At 71.6% G+C, this 18,999-nt stretch carries 11 protein-coding genes; 4 read left to right on the top strand and 7 right to left on the bottom strand.

Annotated elements, in window-relative coordinates; genetic code table 11:
* Positions 1 to 94: 94 nt before the first annotated feature.
* From ACN27G_RS18725 to ACN27G_RS18715, 3 genes are all read right to left on the bottom strand, one after another.
* On the bottom strand, positions 95 to 1,693 hold the full coding sequence (locus ACN27G_RS18725) for a PfkB family carbohydrate kinase (protein ID WP_421494088.1): 1,599 nt from the start codon (positions 1,691 to 1,693) through the stop codon (positions 95 to 97).
* A gap of 115 nt (positions 1,694 to 1,808) precedes the next feature.
* Complete coding sequence (locus tag ACN27G_RS18720) at positions 1,809 to 3,416, bottom strand: PfkB family carbohydrate kinase (RefSeq protein ID WP_421494087.1); 1,608 nt, start codon at positions 3,414 to 3,416, stop codon at positions 1,809 to 1,811.
* A 57-nt stretch (positions 3,417 to 3,473) separates the two neighbouring features.
* Positions 3,474 to 3,683, bottom strand: a complete 210-nt coding sequence (locus ACN27G_RS18715) for a hypothetical protein (protein ID WP_421494086.1) — start codon at positions 3,681 to 3,683, stop codon at positions 3,474 to 3,476.
* Positions 3,684 to 3,735: 52 nt separating this feature from the next.
* On the opposite strand from ACN27G_RS18715, the gene ACN27G_RS18710 reads away from it, so the two are divergent.
* The 3 genes from ACN27G_RS18710 (at position 3,736) to pulA (ending at position 10,811) form a co-directional block, all read left to right on the top strand.
* Entirely contained in the window at positions 3,736 to 4,416 is a 681-nt protein-coding gene (locus tag ACN27G_RS18710; RefSeq protein ID WP_421494085.1) for a hypothetical protein, read from the top strand.
* Positions 4,413 to 5,111 carry a hypothetical protein gene (locus tag ACN27G_RS18705; protein ID WP_421494084.1) on the top strand — a complete coding sequence of 233 codons (699 nt, stop codon included), beginning with the start codon at positions 4,413 to 4,415 and terminating at the stop codon, positions 5,109 to 5,111. The genes ACN27G_RS18710 and ACN27G_RS18705 overlap by 4 nt, the downstream gene beginning before the upstream one ends.
* A 153-nt stretch (positions 5,112 to 5,264) precedes the next feature.
* Positions 5,265 to 10,811, top strand: coding sequence for a pullulanase-type alpha-1,6-glucosidase (gene pulA / locus ACN27G_RS18700; protein WP_421494083.1), 5,547 nt, complete (start codon positions 5,265 to 5,267; stop codon positions 10,809 to 10,811).
* Positions 10,812 to 11,176: 365 nt separating this feature from the next.
* Here pulA and ACN27G_RS18695 read toward each other — a convergent pair whose 3' ends face one another.
* The 3 genes from ACN27G_RS18695 to wrbA all read right to left on the bottom strand — a co-directional run bounded on the left by ACN27G_RS18695 (position 11,177) and on the right by wrbA (position 13,790).
* A complete protein-coding gene (locus ACN27G_RS18695) occupies positions 11,177 to 12,277 on the bottom strand; it encodes a zinc-binding dehydrogenase (protein WP_421494082.1) in 1,101 nt (366 codons plus the stop codon).
* Positions 12,278 to 12,322: 45 nt separating this feature from the next.
* Positions 12,323 to 13,072 carry an SDR family NAD(P)-dependent oxidoreductase gene (locus tag ACN27G_RS18690; RefSeq protein ID WP_421494081.1) on the bottom strand — a complete coding sequence of 250 codons (750 nt, stop codon included), beginning with the start codon at positions 13,070 to 13,072 and terminating at the stop codon, positions 12,323 to 12,325.
* Between the two features lie 97 nt (positions 13,073 to 13,169).
* On the bottom strand, positions 13,170 to 13,790 hold the full coding sequence (wrbA, locus tag ACN27G_RS18685; RefSeq protein WP_421494080.1) for an NAD(P)H:quinone oxidoreductase: 621 nt from the start codon (positions 13,788 to 13,790) through the stop codon (positions 13,170 to 13,172).
* A gap of 355 nt (positions 13,791 to 14,145) precedes the next feature.
* Between wrbA and ACN27G_RS18680 the strand changes: the two genes are divergently transcribed.
* Positions 14,146 to 17,160: a helix-turn-helix transcriptional regulator gene (locus tag ACN27G_RS18680; protein ID WP_421494079.1), complete on the top strand. Its 3,015-nt coding sequence runs from the start codon at positions 14,146 to 14,148 to the stop codon at positions 17,158 to 17,160.
* 125 nt (positions 17,161 to 17,285) lie between these two features.
* Here ACN27G_RS18680 and ACN27G_RS18675 read toward each other — a convergent pair whose 3' ends face one another.
* Positions 17,286 to 18,926 (bottom strand): peptide ABC transporter substrate-binding protein, encoded by a 1,641-nt coding sequence (locus ACN27G_RS18675; RefSeq protein ID WP_421494078.1) that lies wholly within the window; start codon positions 18,924 to 18,926, stop codon positions 17,286 to 17,288.
* Between the last annotated feature and the right edge of the window lie 73 nt (positions 18,927 to 18,999).

The following is an 18,999-nucleotide window of genomic DNA, read 5'->3' as shown; positions in this document are numbered from 1 at the left end:
TGTCTTCGTCCCGGTCCGTGCCGACCGGTCGCGCGGCACCGACCGGCGACCGGCGGGTGCCCGGGCGTAGTCCTGAGCAAGTCTTTCCTACCCACTACCGGGGCTGCTGGCTCAGGTAACCCTTACCAATCTGCGTCCCTGTCCAACAAAACCGTACGTCCGTCTTGCTATAAGCGCAAGCCCGTCCCGGACGCCGGGCCGGAGCCCGGTGGGTGTCAGCGTCCCACGGAGCCGAACCCTGTGCCCGGATCATCTCGTCGAGCTGGTAGAAGGTGCGGCTGATGCCGTTGCGCGGAAACGAGATCGTGTACGGCTGGGCCGCCTGGGGCACGAAGTCGCAGCCCTCCTCGACCAGAACCATCACCCGGTCGAAGCCGTGCCGCCCCTGGAAGAGTCCGACCTCGTGCACCACGTTGTGTCGGGCCAGCCGCCGGCCGTCCCCGGTGAAGTCCTCCGCCGTCAGGACGCAGATCGCGAACCCGCACCGTTCGAGATAGTCGGCGAGGGCCTCGGTCACCTGGCGTCCGCCCCAGGACCCGCTCTCGAACGAGTACACCGGCAGCTCGAACCGCTCCTCGATGAAGCGCTGCACGGCCAGCCACTCCGGGTGCGCCCCGTGCGCGATGAAGACGCCGTTGGGCAACCCCGCCGTCCGGCGCCCGTCGGCCAGCGAGCGGATGAACTCCTTGGTCACCTCGGCGAACTGGGCGTGACCGGCGCTGCCGACGTGCCGCAGCTTGTGCCGGGCCAGCCGCATCCCGAGCAACGAGCCCAGCTCGACCTGCAGTCTGTCGCTGGTCAGCACGATCAGCAGGCCGGCGGCGAAGACGTCCCCGGCTCCGGTGGCATCCTTGATCTCCGCCGGTGCCACCTGCGCCTGTGCGTAGAAGTCGCTCACCAGCTTGCCGTTCTCCCGCCGGTGGGACCAGATCCCGGTGGGCAGCTTGACCACCACCACGCCCTGCCCGCCAGCGGTCCTGGCGACCAGCCGTGCGGCGACGCTCTCGTCCGCCTCGTCCTCGACATGCCCGCCGAGCGTCCGGAACTCGCGGTAGTTGACCAGCAGGTAGTCGCTCAGTCCGAGCAGCGCCTCGATCTCGTCGGTGGGTGACGCGCTCCAGACGTGGCCCGGGTCGAAGCAGATCGCCGTGCCGCTGGCGGTCTCCTTCACCGCCCGCAGCACCTGGAGCAGTCGCCCCGGGGTCCGGTCGTCCAGGAAGGAGGTCACATGCACCACGCGGGCGCTGGCCAGATAGGCGACCACCCGGCCGAAGTCCCGGTCCAGGTGGTCGGCGAGGAACTCGTTGGCGCCGGAGTGGGTCAGCAGGGTCCGGTCGCCGTCCTCGGCGAGCGAGAGGCAGATGCCGCAGAGGTGCTCGGTGTCCTGGAAGACGAAGCGGTGGTCGATGCCGAGCGCCTCGAACTGCGCCATGGTGGAGAGCCCGATCACCGGCACCCGCCCCGCCACCCCCACATACCCGAGCCGGAGCCCCACCTGGGTCTGCGCGATCGCGAAGATCGCGTTGAAGGCCGATCCACCGAGGCTGAACGACGTGCCGCCGAGCGGGTTCTCCGGACGGGCGAAGCCGGCGGTCTCGATCGCGGCGTGGATGGTCTCCGCGTCGACGGCCCGCTCCGTGCCCGCCTCGATCGGCGGCCCGTCCCGCTCCACAAGTCGGGAGAGTCGTTCCATCAGCGGTCGTGGCGGACCCGAGCCGACCGCCGGTGGGACACTGACCAGGTAGTCGAGATTCAGTGCACCAACGCCGACGACATCAAGGGTAAAACCCTCAACATCGGCACAATCGTCAATGTGAATTGGAGAATCTGTCACGTCTGCCACCCCATCGCCGCATCAGGCCCTCGCGCCGCAACATGCGTTCCAGCTCGAGGAACGTGCTGGTTATCCGGCCGGGAGGGAAGTCCATACGGATCAGGCCCGCGATGTTCGAAAACGTATCGCAGCCCTCTTCGGCAAGTATCGCGACTCGCCCGAAGCCGTAACGCCCCTGGAAGATGCCGGCCTGGTGAACAATGTTCTGGTCGGCCGGAGCACGACCCCCGTCGGCGCCCCCGGCGCTGAGCAGGCAGACGGCGAAACTGCACCGGGCCAGCGTCTGGCGCATCAGATCGGCCAGGTTGTGCTGGTCGACATCCGACGACCTCAACTCGTATGTGGAGAGCCCGCAGTCCTGTTCGATGAAGCGGCGTACCACCCTCCACTGCGGATGGTCGTCGTGCGCGATGAAGACGCCGGGTGGCCCGGGTCGGCTCCTGCCCAGCCGCTCCGTCTTCTGCAGGAAGCCCTTGCTGAGGTCGGGCATTCCGGAATCGTCGCCCAGCGGAGTCCGGTGTCGCGCCTTCTGCCGGGCGAGGCTGAGCCCGACGAACGCCCCCAACCCGATCTGGAGGCGCCGGGACGCCAGCGCGGAGAGCACGCCCGCCGCGAACACGTCGCCGGCCCCGGTCGCGTCCTCGAGATCGGTCTCCCGTACCGGCCGCTGCAACTGGAACCGGGACGCGCGTACACCCGCCGGCACGGCCCGGAAGACCTCGATCACGTCATAGCGCTTGGTGACGAATACGGTGCACCCCGGCCCGCAGCGCGCCAGCGTCTTGCTGGCGATGAGATCGTCCGGCTCGCCGTACACGTAACGACCCAGGGCCTTGAACTCGCGGTAGTTGAGGAACAACAGGTCGGTGAGACGGAGAATCCCTTCGATTGCCGCGCTGGGATGTTCGGCCCAGTCGAAGCCCGGATCGAAACTCAGGCAGAGTTTCGGGTTGATGCGCTTGGCCAGGGTCAACACCGCCAGCACCTGCGGCGGGGTCTCCTCGTCGAGAAACGACGTGACGTGGACATAGCGGGCGGCGGCGAGATATGCGGCCAGTTCGTCGATGTTCTCCCGGATGAAGCCGCACATCTCGAAGTTCGCGCCAGGATGGGTGAGCATGACCCGGTCGGTGTCGTCGATGTAGGACAGACACAGCCCGCTGACCCGGTCCGGTCGCTGGCTGACCCAGCGATGGTCGATCTTCAGTTCGTCCATCTGGCTGATGAAGGACAGCCCGGGTGCCTCCACCCGGCCGACCACCCCGACGTAGCCGAGCCGGAGACTGACTCCCATCTGGGCCAGGGCGAAAATGGTCAGCCAGGCCGAACCGCCGAGGGAGTATCCGAGCGAGGCGACCCCGAGATGCTGGATCGCCTCGTCGATGACGTCCTCGTCTACCGGGCCCTCGCGATTCCACTCGAATCGCGCCACGGATTCGGTGATCCGTTCCGCCATCCGCTGCGAGAGCCGTGACGCGCTCGCGATGTAGTCGACGTTGAGCGCGCCGAAACCGACGACCTCGGGTGGGTCCGGGGCGCTACCCCCACCCACCCGTGCCGGGTCCGGCCGAGGCGCCGCCATCCATCGATAATGGTGACTCGTCCGGGAACCCGCAACCGTGCGGGGTGGTGGCCGTACTTACTGTGAGGTTTGGGATTTGTTTGGGCCGTCGGGCCGGGCGGCGTCGGTCTCGGCCGCGCCGATCGCCTCGGCGTGCCGCTCCCGCAACCGGTCCCGGATCTGCTCCGGGGTGTACGCCCGGCGGCGCCGCTCGGCACGGGCCAGCACCACCCCGGTGGCTGCCACCCCGACGACACTCGCCACGCCGATTACCTTCCACCACCGCATCCGCCTAGGGTAGTCGCCAGACCCAGGCGGACTGGCGGACCGAGGTGGGTGCATGGCCGAGGAGCGCGGCGAGACCAGCGGCACCGGCGGGCTCGGCGCAGCCGGCGGGCTCGGTCTCGACGAGGCGGTCGAGCTGACCCGTACCGGCGACGTCTGGGTCTTCCGGGGGCGCAGTGTGCCGGATCGGGCGATCCAGTTGACCACGAACAGCCCGGTGAACCATGTCGGAATGTCCGTGGTCATCGAGGACCTGCCGCCGTTAATGTGGCACGCCGAACTCGGCCGGTCGCTGCCCGACATGTGGTCGGGCGGCCACCACCGGGGGGTGCAGCTGCACGACCTGCGTGACGCGGTCCGGGTCTGGGGAGTCCGGTACGGTCAGCGCGCCTGGTTGCGGCAACTCGAACCGCCGGCCGACGACGAGATGGAGAACGGGGTGCTGCGTACCATCGCCCGCCTGGACGGAACTCCCTTCCCGTCCACCGCCCAGCTCGCCTGGCGGTGGCTGCGCGGCCGGACGCCCGCGCCGCGCCGCCGCCCGAACGAGAGCACCCTGGAGACGGCGTACTGCGCCGAGGTGGTCGCCGCCACCTACCAGGCGATGGGACTGCTCCCGGCCGGTCGCCGACCCAACTGGTACGACCCCGGCCGGTTCTGGAGCGGCGACGACCTGAGGCTGCTGGCCGGACGGAGACTCGGCAACGAGATCCCGGTCCGGATCCCGGCTCGGTGAGCACGCCCGAACCGACCCGCCCGCGGGTGCTCCCGGCGGCGCCGTGGGTCGTGGTGCTGGCCGGCGTCCTGGTCATGATCGTGCTCTTCGCCCTCACCACCGGATACCTCACCGGCGGCTCCCGGCACAGCTCCGGCGCGCCCGACCCGGCCTGGCCGTTCGCGCCGGGCACCACGCCGTCCTCGGCGGCCTCCGGCGACGACGCGCCGAGCCCGGCCAGATCGTCGGCGAGCGGTTCCCACCAACCGACGTCCGCCGCGGACCGGCAGGGCGGCGGCGACAAGGAGGAGGAGTCCCGGGCCACCCCCACCCGGACCACCGCGTCACCGCCCCGGTCGACCACCGCCGCGCCGAAGCCGCCGCCGCAGCCTCCGCTGACCGGTCGCTACCGGGTGCTCGCCGACTACCGCGACTCGTTCATCGCCGAGGTCTTCATCCGTAACGACGGCGGCTCGGCACAATCGTGGAGAGTGGAGCTGCGATTCCGGTCCGAGGTGCACGGCCTGCGCGCCTTCTGGGTCGAGGGTGCGCCCCGCCCCTCGGTGGACCGCGACGGCAGCCGGTACGTCTTCCGCAGCGGGGCACCCCTGCAGGGCAACCGCTCCGATCCGCTGCGGTTCCACCTCGACCGGTGGGGGAACGGCGAGCGGCCGATCAGCTGCACGGTCAACGGCCGGCCCTGCGAGATCCGCTGACCGGCCGTCCTGCCAGCTCGGCGGTCTCCCGGCGGTCGGCGCCGCGTCTTGCGCAAGATGATGGATGGCGGACGCTTGTCCTGCAAGGTCTTGCATAAACTTTCCGCAAAGGACTAGCGTGCGGGCAGTTCAGCGACCCGAGGAAGGCCGTCGATGAAGCCGCTGCCCGTGCCGCGTACCGTCCTGCTGGTCCTCGCCGCCGTCCTCACGCCCGCCCTGGCCGGCGGCACCGTCCCCACCGGACCGGAGCGGCACACGGCGGCCGGTGCGGCGCTGCCGGCGAGCCCGGCCGCCGGTGACGTGGCGCGGCGGATGGCAGCCGCTGGCGCCGCAGAGTGGAGGACGGAGCCGTCGCCCGGTGACCTGCTCGACGCGGCCGCCGCCGACACCGGCCGGGCGGAACAGTTCTATTTCGTGCTGCCGGACCGGTTCGCCAACGGCGATCCGGGCAACGACCGCGGCGGGCTGACCGGCGACCGGCTGCGCACCGGGCACGACCCGACCGACAAGGGCTTCTACCACGGCGGCGACCTGCGCGGCCTGCTCGACAGGCTGGACTACATCCAGGGGCTGGGCACCACCGCGATCTGGCTGGCCCCGGTCTTCGTCAACCGCCCGGTGCAGGGCAGCGGCGCGGACGCCTCGGCCGGCTACCACGGCTACTGGATCACCGACTTCACCCGGGTCGACCCGCACTTCGGCACCAACGAGGAGCTGCGGAGGCTGGTCCGGGAGGCGCACCGGCGGGGCATCAAGATCTATCTGGACGTCATCGTCAACCACACCGCCGACGTGATCCAATACGCCGGAGGCGAGACCTCCTACCGGGAGAAGGCGGACCGGCCGTACCGGGACGCGCAGGGGCGGCCCTTCGAGGACCGCAACTACGCCGACGGCGGCCGCGACTTCCCGGCGGTCGACGCCGCCGGCTCCTTCCCCTACACCCCGACCTTCGCCAGCCCGGCGGACCGGCGGGTCAAGGTGCCGGCCTGGCTGAACGACCCGACCATGTACCACAACCGGGGCGACTCGACATTCGTCGGCGAGAACAGCGAGTACGGTGACTTCGTCGGCCTCGACGACCTCTGGACCGAGCGCCCCGAGGTGGTCCGGGGGATGACGAAGATCTTCGCCGACTGGGTCACCGGGCTCGGCGTCGACGGCTTCCGGCTGGACACCGCCAAGCACGTCAACCTGGAGTTCTGGCCGCAGTTCCGGGCCGGGGTCGAGCGCGCCGCACAGCGGGCCGGCAAGCCGGACTTCTTCATGTTCGGCGAGGTCTACGACGCCAACCCCGAGGTCACCTCGACCTACGTCCGCCGGGGCGGGCTGCCGGCCACCCTCGACTTCACCTTCCAGAGTGCGGCCCGGGGCTACGTGGCCAGCGGCGGCGGCTCGGCCAGGGCGCTGGCCGACGGCTTCGCCGCCGACGACCTCTACACCGCCCGGGACACCTCCGCCGGCCGGCTGCCGACCTTTCTCGGCAACCACGACATGGGCCGGATCGGGTCGTTCATCGCGAACGGCGACACCGACCCCGCCAGCCACCTGCGTCGGGACCAGCTCGCGCACGAGCTGATGTTCCTGACCCGGGGACAGCCGATCGTCTACTCCGGTGACGAGCAGGGCTTCACCGGGCCGGGCGGCGACAGGGACGCCCGGCAGGACATGTTCGCCTCCCGCACCCCGGACTACCTCGACGACGACCTGCTCGGCACCGACCGCAGCCACGCCGTCGACCAGTACGACCCGACCCACCCGCTCTACCGGACGATCGCCGGGCTCGGCGCGCTCCGCCGGGCGCATCCGGCGCTGCGCGACGGCATCCAGGTCACCCGCTATGCCGCCGACGGTCCCGGCGTCTTCGCCTTCTCCCGGATCGCCCCCGCCGACCGGGTCGAGTACGTCGCCGCCGTCAACAACGCCCCGAGCACCCGGACCGTCACCGTCGACACCTGGTCGCCCGGGTCCCGGTTCGGCGGGGTCTACGGCACGGACGCCACCGCCACGGCCGGCCCGGACGGCAGGCTGACGATCACCGTGCCGCCGCTGGGCGCCGTCGTGCTCCGGGCCGCCGCCCCGATCGCCCGACCCTCGACCGGCCCCACCGTCCGGATCACCGACCCGGCGCCGGACGCCGCCGTGCCGACCCGGGCCGGGGTGGTCGCCCAGGTCACCGGGGATCCGCTCGGCACCGTCACGGTCGCGGCCCGGGTCGACGGCGGCCCGTGGACGCTGCTCGGCCAGGCCCGCAACCAGGGCGGGTCGGTGCCGTACCGGGTGTACCACGACCTGGCCGGGTTGCCGGGCGGCGCCCGGATCGAGTACAAGGCGGTGGTGCGGGACTCGTCCGGGCGTACCGCCACGGCCAGGTCGACGGCGGTGGTGGGCACGCCGCCCCGGGCGGACGCCCGGGACTGGCTGGTGGTGCACTACCAGCGGCCGGCCGGCGGCTATCCGGACTGGCAGCTCCACGCCTGGGGAGACATCGACCCGGCGTACCAGACGCCGTGGCCGACCGGGCAGCCGTTCGCCGGGGAGGACTCCTACGGCCGGTTCGCCTGGGTCAGGCTGAAGCCGGGCGCGGCCGGCGTCGGCTTCCTGGTGGTGGACGCCGCCGGCAACAAGGACGTGCCGGCGGACCGCACCGTCGACGTGCGGCAGACCGGCGAGGTCTGGCTCAAGCAGGGCGACCCGACCGTCTATCCGAGCCGCCAGGCGGCCACCGGGGAGCCTGACCCACCCGTCGACGAGGGTACGGCGGTGTTGCACTACCGCCGGGCGGACGGCGACTACGACGGCTGGGGGCTGCACGTCTGGGACGGTGCGGCCACCCCGACCGACTGGGCCGACCCGCTGCCGCCGGCCGGCCGGGACGAGTTCGGGATCACCTTCCGGGTGCCGCTGGCCGCCGGGGCGACCGGGCTCAGCTACATCGTCCACCACGGCGACACCAAGGACCTTCCCGACGACCAGCGCCTCGACTTCGCCAGCGCCGGCCGGGAGACCTGGCTGCTCGCCGGCACCCCCGGCCGGCTGCTGCCGGCAACCGGCAGCTCCGCGCCCGACCTGGACATCACGAAGCAGCGGGCACACTGGATCGACCGCACCACCGTGCTCCGCCCACCCGGGCAGCCGACCGACGGCCGGCGGTACGACCTGGTCAGCGCCCCGGCCGGCGGCTTGACGGTCGTCGACGGCGAGCTCGTCGGCACGTACGCCGAACTGCCGTTGCGGGCGGCGCCGGACGGGCCGACGGAGGCGCAGCGGGCGCGGTTCCCGCACCTGTGGCAGTACACCGCCCTGCACCTGGACCGGCGCGACCTGGCGCGGGTGCCGGCGGCGCTGCGCGGCCAGCTCGTGCTGACCGAGCGGGACCACGTTGGAGCACTGCTCGGCGCGACCGGGGTGCAGCTGCCCGGCGTCCTCGACGACCTCTACGCCCCGGCCACCGCCGCCCGGCTCGGCCCGGCCGTCGAGCGGGGACGCCCCACCCTCTCGGTCTGGGCACCGACCGCCCGCACCGTCGCCCTCGAACTCTCCGACTCGCCCTCGGCGACGCCGAGGATCGTGGCGATGCGCCGTGACGACCGCACCGGCGTCTGGTCGGTGCGCGGTGACCGGAGCTGGCTCGGTCGCTACTACCGCTATCGGGTACAGGTCTGGCAGCCGGCCGCCCAGCGGGTCGTCACCGCCTCGGTCACCGACCCGTACGCGCTGGCGCTGACCGCCGACTCCACGCACAGCCGGATCGTCGACCTGGCCGACCCGGCCCTCGCCCCCGCCGGCTGGGCGGGGCTGCGCAAGCCGGCGGCGGTGCCGCCGACGCGTACCCAGATCCAGGAGGTCTCGGTCCGGGACTTCTCGATCGCCGACGTGTCGGTGCCGGCGGAGCGCCGGGGGACCTACCTCGGCTTCACCGACCCGGCCAGCACCGGGATGCGGCACCTGCGGTCGCTGGCCTCCGCCGGGGTCAGCCACCTGCACCTGCTGCCGACCTTCGACTTCGCCACCATCCCGGAGCGCCGGGCCGACCAGGCCGAGCCGCCCTGCGACCTGGCGGCGCTGCCACCGGACTCCGAGCGCCAGCAGGAGTGCGTCGGCGCGGTCCGGGACACCGACGGCTACAACTGGGGGTACGACCCGCTGCACTACACCGTCCCGGAGGGCGGCTACGCGGTCGACCCGGACCGGCGGACCGTCGAGTTCCGGCAGATGGTCGCCGGGGTGAACGCGGCCGGGCTGCGGGTGGTGCTGGACGTGGTCTACAACCACACCTCGGCCGCCGGCACCGACCCGAAGTCGGTGCTGGACCAGGTCGTCCCCGGCTACTACCACCGGCTGCTCGACGACGGTGCGGTCGCCACCTCCACCTGCTGCGCCAACACCGCCCCCGAGCACGCCATGATGGGCAGGCTCGTGGTCGACTCGGTCGTCACCTGGGCGAAGGCATACAAGGTCGACGGGTTCCGGTTCGACCTGATGGGCCACCACCCGAAGGCCAACATCCTGGCGGTCCGGGCCGCACTGGACAGGCTGACGGTGGCCCGGGACGGTGTCGACGGGCGGGCGATCCTGCTCTACGGCGAGGGTTGGGACTTCGGCGAGGTGACCGGCGACGTCCGCTTCGTCCAGGCCACCCAGGCGAACATGGCCGGCACCGGGATCGGCACCTTCAACGACCGGCTGCGCGACGCGGTACGCGGCGGCGGCCCCTTCGACGCCAACCCCCGGCGGCAGGGCTTCGGCTCCGGGCTCTTCACCGACCCGAACGGCGACCCGGTGAACGGCACCCCCGCCGAGCAGCGGGCCCGGCTGCTGCACCAGCACGACCAGATCAAGGTGGGCCTGACCGGCAACCTCGCGGGCTATCGCTTCGTCGCGTCGTCGGGGGAGACGGTGACCGGGGCGGACGTCGACTACAACGGCGCCCCGGCCGGCTACACCGCCGCACCCGGCGAAGCCGTCAGCTATGTGGACGCGCACGACAACGAGATCCTCTACGACGCGCTGGCCTACAAGCTGCCGGCCGAAACGGCGGCGGTGGACCGGGCGCGGATGCAGGTGCTCTCGCTGGGCGCCGCGGTGCTGAGCCAGGGGACCGGTTTCGTCACCGCCGGCAGCGAGCGGCTGCGCTCGAAGTCGCTGGACCGCAACTCCTACAACAGCGGCGACTGGTTCAACCAGATCCGCTGGGACTGCGCGCAGGGGAACGGGTTCGGGGCGGGCCTGCCACCGGCGGAAGACAACGCTGACAAGTGGCCGTACGCCCGGCCGCTGCTGGCCGACCCGGCGCTGGTGCCGGACTGTGCGGCGATCGCGCTGGCCGAGGAGCGCTACCGCGAACTGCTGCGGGTGCGCGCGTCGTCGCCGGTCTTCGGCCTCGCCGACGCGGCGCAGGTGCAGCGCCGGGTGTCGTTCCCGCTCTCCGGGGCGGCCGAGACGCCCGGGGTGCTGACGATGACGCTGGACGGCACCGGCCTCGACCGGCGCTGGCGCTCGGTGACGGTGGTCTTCAACGCCACCCCGGCGGCGGCCACCCAGACGGTCCCCGCGCTGCGCGGCGCGGACGTGGCGCTGCATCCGGTGCTGCGCTCCTCGGCGGACCCGCTACTCCGGACCGCGTCCTTCGACACCTCCACCGGCACCCTCACCGTCCCGCCCCGCACCCTCGCCGTCTACGTCGAACCGACCGCCTGACGCCACGCAGCACCCTCCGGCGGCACATGTCAGGTAGCGTCCGGCCGGCCCCAGCAGGCCGGACGCTACCTGATCATCGGGTCGGCGCCGGGCGGGTGCTGATGTGGTCGAGCACGTTGCGGAGGATGTCGAAGGACTCGTCGTCGGCTCTCGGCGCCGGTGTGCGGGGCGCGGATCCGGCTCGCCCCGATCGCGATGTCGCACAGGTGCCACCAGATGCGATAGAGCTCCGGCATCTCCGGCAGCGGTGGCACGCCGGTCGCCTCGGCGTCGTCGCCCACGACGCGATCGGCCCGGGCGCGACGACACGTCGCGCCCGGGTAGCCGAGCGGGCTGCCGCGCCACCGGCGCGACGGCTCCGGCCGTTACGGCACGATCACGGCCTTGAGCGGCTCGCCGCGCCCGACGGCGTCGATCGCGTCCTGGGCCTGGTCGAGCGAGAAGCGGTGCGTGACCATCTCGGCGAGCGGGAACCGCTGGTGGGCCGCGCGGGTGATCCGGACGGTGTCGTACATGTGCCGCGGCGTCGTGTACGCCGAGCCGATGACGCTGATGTTGTGGTTGTTGAGATAGCGCGGCTCGACCGGCGACGTGCCCGGCGCGGACCAGAGGCCGATGATGACGTACGTACCGTCGGGAGCGACGAGCGGCAGACCCTCGGTGAACGCCGGTACCCTGCCGGCGGCCTCGATGATGACGTCGGCGCCGCGCCCGTCCGTGATCTCCCGTACCGCGGCCGCCCGGTCGCGCTCGTCGGTGCTGGTCACGTCGATCGTGCTCGTCGCCCCGAGCCTGCTGGCCATCGCGAGCCGGTTCGGCGGGGCGCCGAGGACCGTGACGGTGCCGGCACCGGCGAGGTGCGCCAGGAGCGTGGCGGCGAGGCCGACCGGCCCGGATCCCTGCACGACGACGTTCTGCCCGTACCGGATGCCGCCCAGCCGGTTGAGCGCGTGCAGCACCGTGGGCATGGCGCAACCGAACGCGATGAGCGCCTCGGCCGGGACGTCCGCCGGAACCTTGAAGAACGCCGTACGGTCCGGCAGCCAGGCGTACTGCGTGTACGTCCCCACCGGCGGCTTGTCGGCGTGCTGGTGCAGCTGGAACGTGACCAGGTTGGGGCACATCGACACGTCTTCGAGGACGGTGCAGTAGTAGCAGCGGTAGCACGGCTGCGCCGGCTGCCAGTAGATGGTGTCGCCGACCGCGACCGGCTCGCCGGCGCTGTCGGTGGTGATGTCCGGGCCGAGTTCCTCGATGCGGCCGATGGCCTCGTGCCCGAGGACCATCGGGTTGGGAAGTTCGATGTCACCGGACTGGAGGTGGTGGTCCGTGCCGCAGACTCCGGACATCTGCACGGACACGATGACGTCGCGGCTGGACGCGGACGGGGTGGGACGCTCCCAGATCTCCAGGGGCGAACCCGGCTTGACCAGCACGGCGCGCTTGACGTTACGCATGTTTTCCATCTCTTTTCTCGTATGTGGACTGCCGATTCGGGCCCCGGCGGGCGGTCAGCGGGCGTATCCGCCGTCGGCCATGATCGTCTGGCCGGTGACGAACGCGGCGTCGTCGCTGGTCAGGAAGGCGATCGTGCCGACCACGTCGTCCGGCTGGCCGTTGCGCTTGATCGCCTGGGCCTGGGCCGCCGCCTCGAGGTGCTCCGGCGGGTGGACCTCGCGTACCCCCGGGGTGAGGGTCAGGGTCGGGCCGACCGCGTTGACGGTGATGCCGAACGGGGCGAGGTCGTTGGCCAGGCCCCGGCTGAACCCGATGTTGCCCATCTTGCTCGCCATGTAGTGCGACAGGCCGGGAGCGGCGGTCACGATCGAGTTCGAGGTCAGGTTCACGATCCGGCCCCAACCGCCCTTCTTCATCGTCGGCAGGACGGCCTTGACCATCAGGAACTGCGAGTCGAGGTTGACCGCGAGCACCCGCCGCCACCTGTCGTAGTCGAGCTCCTCGATGTCCCAGAACGGGAAGATGCCGGCGTTGTTGACCAGGATGTCGGCCCGTCCGAACCGGCGGGCGATCTCGGCGCCGGCCGCGGCGGTCTGCTCCGGGTCGGAGACGTCGGCGGTCAGACCGATCGCCGTCCGGCCGTTCCCGGTGAGCTGGCTCACCGTCTCGTCCGGCTGCTTCAGGTCGATCGCGACGATCGTCGCGCCACGCTCGCCGAGACGCCGGGCTATGGCCTGACCGATGCCCCGCCCGGCCCCGGTGACCACGGCAACCCGGCCGTCGTGTGTCGGAAAATCGGACATTGCTCTGACTCCCTTGTCGAATTCCTCGATCGCCGTGGACCTGTTCCACGCGACCACGCCGGGGACGTCCGGCGGCATCGCCGCCTGTCCGCGGTTGCTAGGCGCGCCGCCCCGCCTTCAGCGCCCTGGTGACGTCCGCGACCCGCCTGCCCTGGAAGACACCGGCGGACCGGGCGGTCTCGTCGACCGGGATCTCCCCCTGGCCACCGACGACGTGCGAGGTGCCGTAGGGATTACCGTCGACGAACTTGATCGGGTCCGCGAAGCCCGGCGGGACCACGATCCCGCCGAAGTGGTACACGGAGTTGTAGAGCGCCAGCAGGGTGGATTCCTGACCGCCGTGCAGTTGGGACGTGGAGGTGAACCCGCTGTAGATCTTGTCGGCCAGGCTTCCCCGGCCCCACAGTCCGCCGAGGGTGTCCAGGAACTGCTTGAGCTGACTGGCGACGTTTCCGAATCGGGTGGGAGACCCGAACACGATGCCGTCGGCCCACTGGACGTCCTCCGGCGTGGCCACCGGGACGTGTGCGGTCGCCGCCGTGTGGGCGGCCCACGGCGCGCTGCTCGCGACCACCTCCTCGGGCGCGAGCTCGGCGACCCGCAGCAGTCGCACGGTGGCTCCGGCCTCGGCGGCACCGGCGACGACGGCCTCGGCAAGCTGGTGCACCGTGCCGGTGGACGAGTAGTAGATGACGGCGATGTTGACGTCGTCAGACACGTGGGTCCTCCTTCAGAATCGGCCGGCTCGTGACCCGGAGTTGGGTTTGCGGAGAGAGCCCCGGCGACGGGCTCGTGAACCGGCGCCTGATCGATCGTCGTCGGCATTCGGAATCCCGACATCGGGAAGAATTCCCAGCTGTCCGTGACGGAGGGCACCCTGCTCCGCGCGGCAGCGGCAGGGCGGCCGGGACATAATCCCCAGGAGACGCGCCGGGCGAGAGCGAGGAGAGCTTCCCGCCGGTCATACCGCGATCCGGCGGCGGCGTTACCCGGATCCGGGGCGGGATTCCGGGGGAGTGGACTTCGACACTGTTCCTGGACCGTGTCGCTTTGGGCTATGCCATTCTTGGGTCGTGGAAAATGCCCCGGTCAGTTCCGTTTTCGTCGGCCGGACGGCGGAGTTGGCGGAGCTGCGGCGGGCGGCGGAGGTCACGGAGCGGGGCGAGAGCAGGTCCGTTCTCGTGCGGGGCGAGGCGGGGGTGGGCAAGACCCGACTGGTGGAGGAGTTCGTCCGTACGCTCGATCCCGGGCGGGCCGTGACCATTGCCGGCGGATGCGTCGAGCTCGGCGGCGATGCCTTTCCCTTCGCGCCGTTCACCGCGGCCCTACGCTCGCTGTGGCAGCGCCTGCCCGACGAGGTGGACGCGGCGGGCCGGGGCCAGGAGGCGCTGCTCGCGCGGATCGTGCCGGGCCTGGACGTGCCCGCGGGCACGCCCGACCGGCACCAGGACGACGCGCCACGGCTGTTCGAGCTCATTGCCCGGATCCTGGCGCGGCTCGCCGCCCAGCGACTGCTCGTGCTGATCATCGAGGACGTGCACTGGGCCGACGCCTCAACCCGCCACCTGCTGGAGTATCTGGTGCGCACCTCCTGCGGCGGCCGGCTCATGATCATCGCCACCTACCGCTCCGACGACATCCACCGCCGTCATCCACTGCGCCCCTTCCTGGCCGAGATGGACCGGCTGCGGTCGGTACGCCGGATCGACGTGCCCCGGTTCGACCGGGTCGAGGTGACCAGGCAGCTCGACAGCCTCCTCGGCGCTCCGCCGGATCCGGCCATGCTCAACGAGATCTTCCTCCGCTCCGACGGAAACGCGTTCTTCGTGGAGGAACTGGCCCGGCTGCACCGGGAACGGGCGGGGATGCGGCTGGACGACCTGCGGGACGTACTGCTGACCCGGTTGGAGGCGCTGCCGGAGACGAGCCAGCGGATCGCCCAGGTGGCCTCGCAGAGCGGCGGCCTGGTCGGCTACCCGTTGCTGCGGGCCGTGGCCGGCCTCGCCGAGGACGAGTTGATCGAAGGACTGCGGGCGATCACGCTCGCCCAGATCCTGGTCGCCGAGCCGAGCGGCACGGAGTACCGGTTCCGCCACTCGCTGGCGCGGGAGGCCGTCAGCGACAGCCTCGTGCCGGGTGAGCGGGCCCGGATCAACCGACAGTACGCCGAGGCGTTGGAGGCCGACGCCTCGCTCGTCCCCGCCGCGGAACTCACCGGTCGCCTCGCCCAGCACTGGTACGCCGCGCACGACACCGTCAAGGCGCTGCGGATGAGCGTCGTCGCGGCCGACACCGCGGGAAGCCGGTACGCCGCCGCCGAGCAGCAACAGCTGCTGGAACGCGCCCTCGAGCTGTGGGACCAGGTATCGGACGACGTGCGCGCGACCCTGCCCGCCGTACGCCTGCCGGCCGGATATCCGCCCGGCGACCCGCTGCCGGTCGGCGCCGGACCGGACCGGCTGGACCTGCTCGCCACCGCCGTCGACGCCGCCCGGTGCAGCGGCAGCCTCGACCGGGCGCTGCACCTGACCCGCAACGCGTTGGAGTCGCTGTCGGCCGGCCCGGGGACCCGACCACTGCACGCCGCGTGGTTCTGGGTCCGCCGGTCACAACTCGTGCACGACCTGAACCTGGGGGACGGGTGGCAGGAGCTGCAGACGGCGGAGGAACTCCTCCGTGGCCTGCCGCCCTCCTCGATGCACGCCACCCTGCTGACGTACGTCGCGAACTGGAGCGCGCGGCACCGGCCGGGCCGGGAGAGCCTCGCGATCGCCGAGCGGGCGGTGGTGTGCGCGACCCGCGTCGGTACCGAGGAGACGGAGCTGCGGGCCCGGATCACCCGATCCTCGCTCGGCGCGGAGTCCGACCTGGCCGGCGACAGCGTCGCCGAGCTCTACGAGGTACGACAACGGGCCGAGACGCTCGGCATGGCCGACATCATCGGGCGGGTGAACCAGAACCTGCCGTGGGTCCTGGAGGGGATGGGGCGATCCGACGAGGCGATCACCACGGCCCGGCACGGCATCGAGGTGTGCCGGGCGCTCGGCATGGCCGACACCGAGGCCTGGGTACGGATCAACCTGGCGCTGTCCCTGTTCTCGATCGGCCACTGGCCGGAATCGGCAGCGGAACTCGACCGGGCGGCGGCGGTGGCCCGGTCGTACAGGACCCGCGGCACCGTCGCGGGGCACCGCGCGTACGGCCTGCTGGTCCGCGGGGACGTCGAGCGGGCCGCCGGGCAGGTGGCACTCGCTCGGGAGCTGCTGGGCAGCAGGGACGTCCAACCGCAGCTGCTGATCTCCCTCGGCCACCACAGCATGGTGGTCAGCGCCCGGCAGGGCCGCCTCGACGCCGCCCGGGAGGAGTTCCTCCGCGCCGACGCCGACGGTTTGACGGCCGGGCCGGTCCGGTACGCGCTGCCGATGCTCTGCGCCGCCGCCGCGATGGAGGCGGATGCCCGGTCGTCCTCGTCCGCCCCCGGAGAGCGATCGGTGCGGGTTCTGGATGCGGTGCGGCGGGCCGCCGGACGGCTGGAGGTCGTGTTTCCGGTCTCCCGCGCGTTCGAGGCGCTGTTGCGGGCCGAGGTGCGTCGGGCGGAGGGGACGGACGACCCGGAACGGTGGGCGGCCACCGTCGCCGCCTTCGCGCCGCTGAGCCGCCCCTACGAGCTCGCGGTCGCACTCCTCGGGGAGGGCAGGGCCCTGCTCGGCCGGCACGGGCGTCGCGAGGTGGCGGTCGAGCGGCTGGCCCGGGCGTACGACATCGCCAGCTCGCTCGGGGCCGCCCCGATCCTCTCGGACATCGCCGCGCTGACCGGCGACTCCGGGGCACCGATCCGGACGGCCGTCACGTCGCCGGCCGCGCCGCCCGCCGACGACCTCGCCTCCTTCGGGCTCACCCCGCGCGAGGCCGAGGTGCTGCGACTGGTCGCCCGCGGGTACAGCAACCGCCGCATCGCGGATCAGCTCTACATCTCGCAGAAGACGACGAGCAACCACGTCTCCAACATCCTGACCAAACTGCATGCGTCCAGCCGGACGGAGGCTGCGGCCATAGCGCACCGGCACGGACTTCCGGTGACGGACTGACGATCGCGGACGCGGCGGCACCGGGCCGGCGGAGCGATCTCGACGGCGTCAGCCGGATCGGGACCACCTCCGCCGGCCGCCCCCGTCAGCCGGCGACCCCGATCGTCAGCCCGGCACCGTGACCCTCAGCCGGTCACCTCGATCTTCAGCAGGTCGACCTGGCCCTGCGCGTCGAGTTCGACGTTGCCGACCCGGGTGGAGTGCCCGTAGTTGTTCTGGCCGAAGCGCAGCGGGATCACCGGCATCTCCCGGGCCAGAATCTGCTCCGCCTCCTGGTACTTCTTGATCGCCTCCTCCTGGTTCGGCGCCCGCTCGCCCTCCTCGACCAGCCGGTCGAACTCGGCATTGCTGAAGCCGTAGTAGTTGGACGACCCCTTGGTGGTGTAGATCGGTCCGAGGTAGTTCTGCATCGACGGGTAATCCATCGACCAGCCCATCCGGAACATCCCGACCGGGGTCTTCGCCTCCACCTTGTTCAGCAGGTCGGCGAACTTCGCCTCCGGGGTGCTGGCGCACTCCACCCCGAGGTTGTTCTTGAGCTGGTTGCAGGTCGCCTCCACCCAGTCCTTGTGGCCGCCGTCGCCGTTGTAGGAGATCTGCAACCGGGCCGGGCCGCCGGCCGCCTGGTAGTCGGTCTTCGCCCGTGCCGGGTCGAACTGGCAGGGCTCGCCGCAGGTGTCCGGGCGGGCGCCGGCCAGCAGCGGGGAGACGAAGGACCGGGCCGAGGTCTGCGAGTCCTTGAAGATGGTCCGCACGATCTCGTCGCGGTCGATCGCCATCGAGATGGCCCGGCGTACCTCCGCCCTGGCGAACTCGGGCTGGAAGGTGGGGAAGGCGAGGAACTGGAAGGACGAGAGCGGGCTCTTCCTGAACCGGTCGCCGAGGTCGGTCGGCGCGCTGCCCAGACTCTCCGTCGGCACCTGCCGGGTCACGTCGTTGTTGCCGGCGAGCAGGTCCGCGTAGTCGGTCGTCACCTGCTGGTAGATCTGGAAGACCACGCCGCCGATCTTCGGTTTCGGGCCGGGGTGGGCGTCGTAGCGCTCGACCTCGATCCGGCTGTCGTGCTGCCAGGTGCCCTTCATCCTGAACGGGCCGTTGCCGATCGGCGCCTCCTCGAAGCCCTCCTTCAACACCCCGTCGGAGGCCCAGGCGGCGGCCGGCAGCGGCGAGAAGACGTGGTAGCCGAGTACCGACTCGAACTCCGCGAACGGCCCGGAGAGGGTGACGGTGAAGGTGAGGTCGTCGACCTTGTTCAGCCCGGTCAGCGTCTTCGCCTTCGGCTCGGGTGCCTTCTGCGGGCCCTCCTCACCGTCCGGGTCGGTCGACTGCAGGTCGTCGTACCCCTCGATCTGGCCGAAGAAGTATGCCCCGCCGTTGCCGTTCGGCCCGTACGCCGCGTGGTTCCACGCGGTGATGTAGCTGTCGGCGGTGACCGGCTCGCCGTTGTGGAAGGTGTAGCCGCCCTTCAGCTTCACCGTCCACAGGACGTTGTCCGCCGACTCGATCGACTCGGCGGCCACCTCGACCGGCTTCCGCTCGGCGTCGAACTCGACGAGCGGGGTGTAGAGGGCGGCCAGCACCTGGGCACCGGCGCTCTCGGTGGCGTTCGAGGGGATCATGTGCTGCGGCTCGGCGATCCCGATCCGGATCACGGCGTCGCCGTCCGGAGTCTCCGAGCCCCCGCCGTCGCCGCTGCACGCCGTCGTGGCGAGCACGACCGCCACGGCTGCCGCCGCGCCCCAGGTCATCCGTCTGGACACCCGCATGAAGCCTCCTCGGTATCGGCGCCCTACCGGGACCTCGCCGGCGGCGCGACCTCACCGGACGACACCGTCGTAC

Origin of the sequence: Plantactinospora sp. WMMB334 (genome assembly GCF_049179095.1) — a bacterium.
Taxonomy (GTDB): Bacteria; Actinomycetota; Actinomycetes; order Mycobacteriales; family Micromonosporaceae; genus Plantactinospora.
This window is presented reverse-complemented; position numbering and strand designations above follow the sequence as displayed.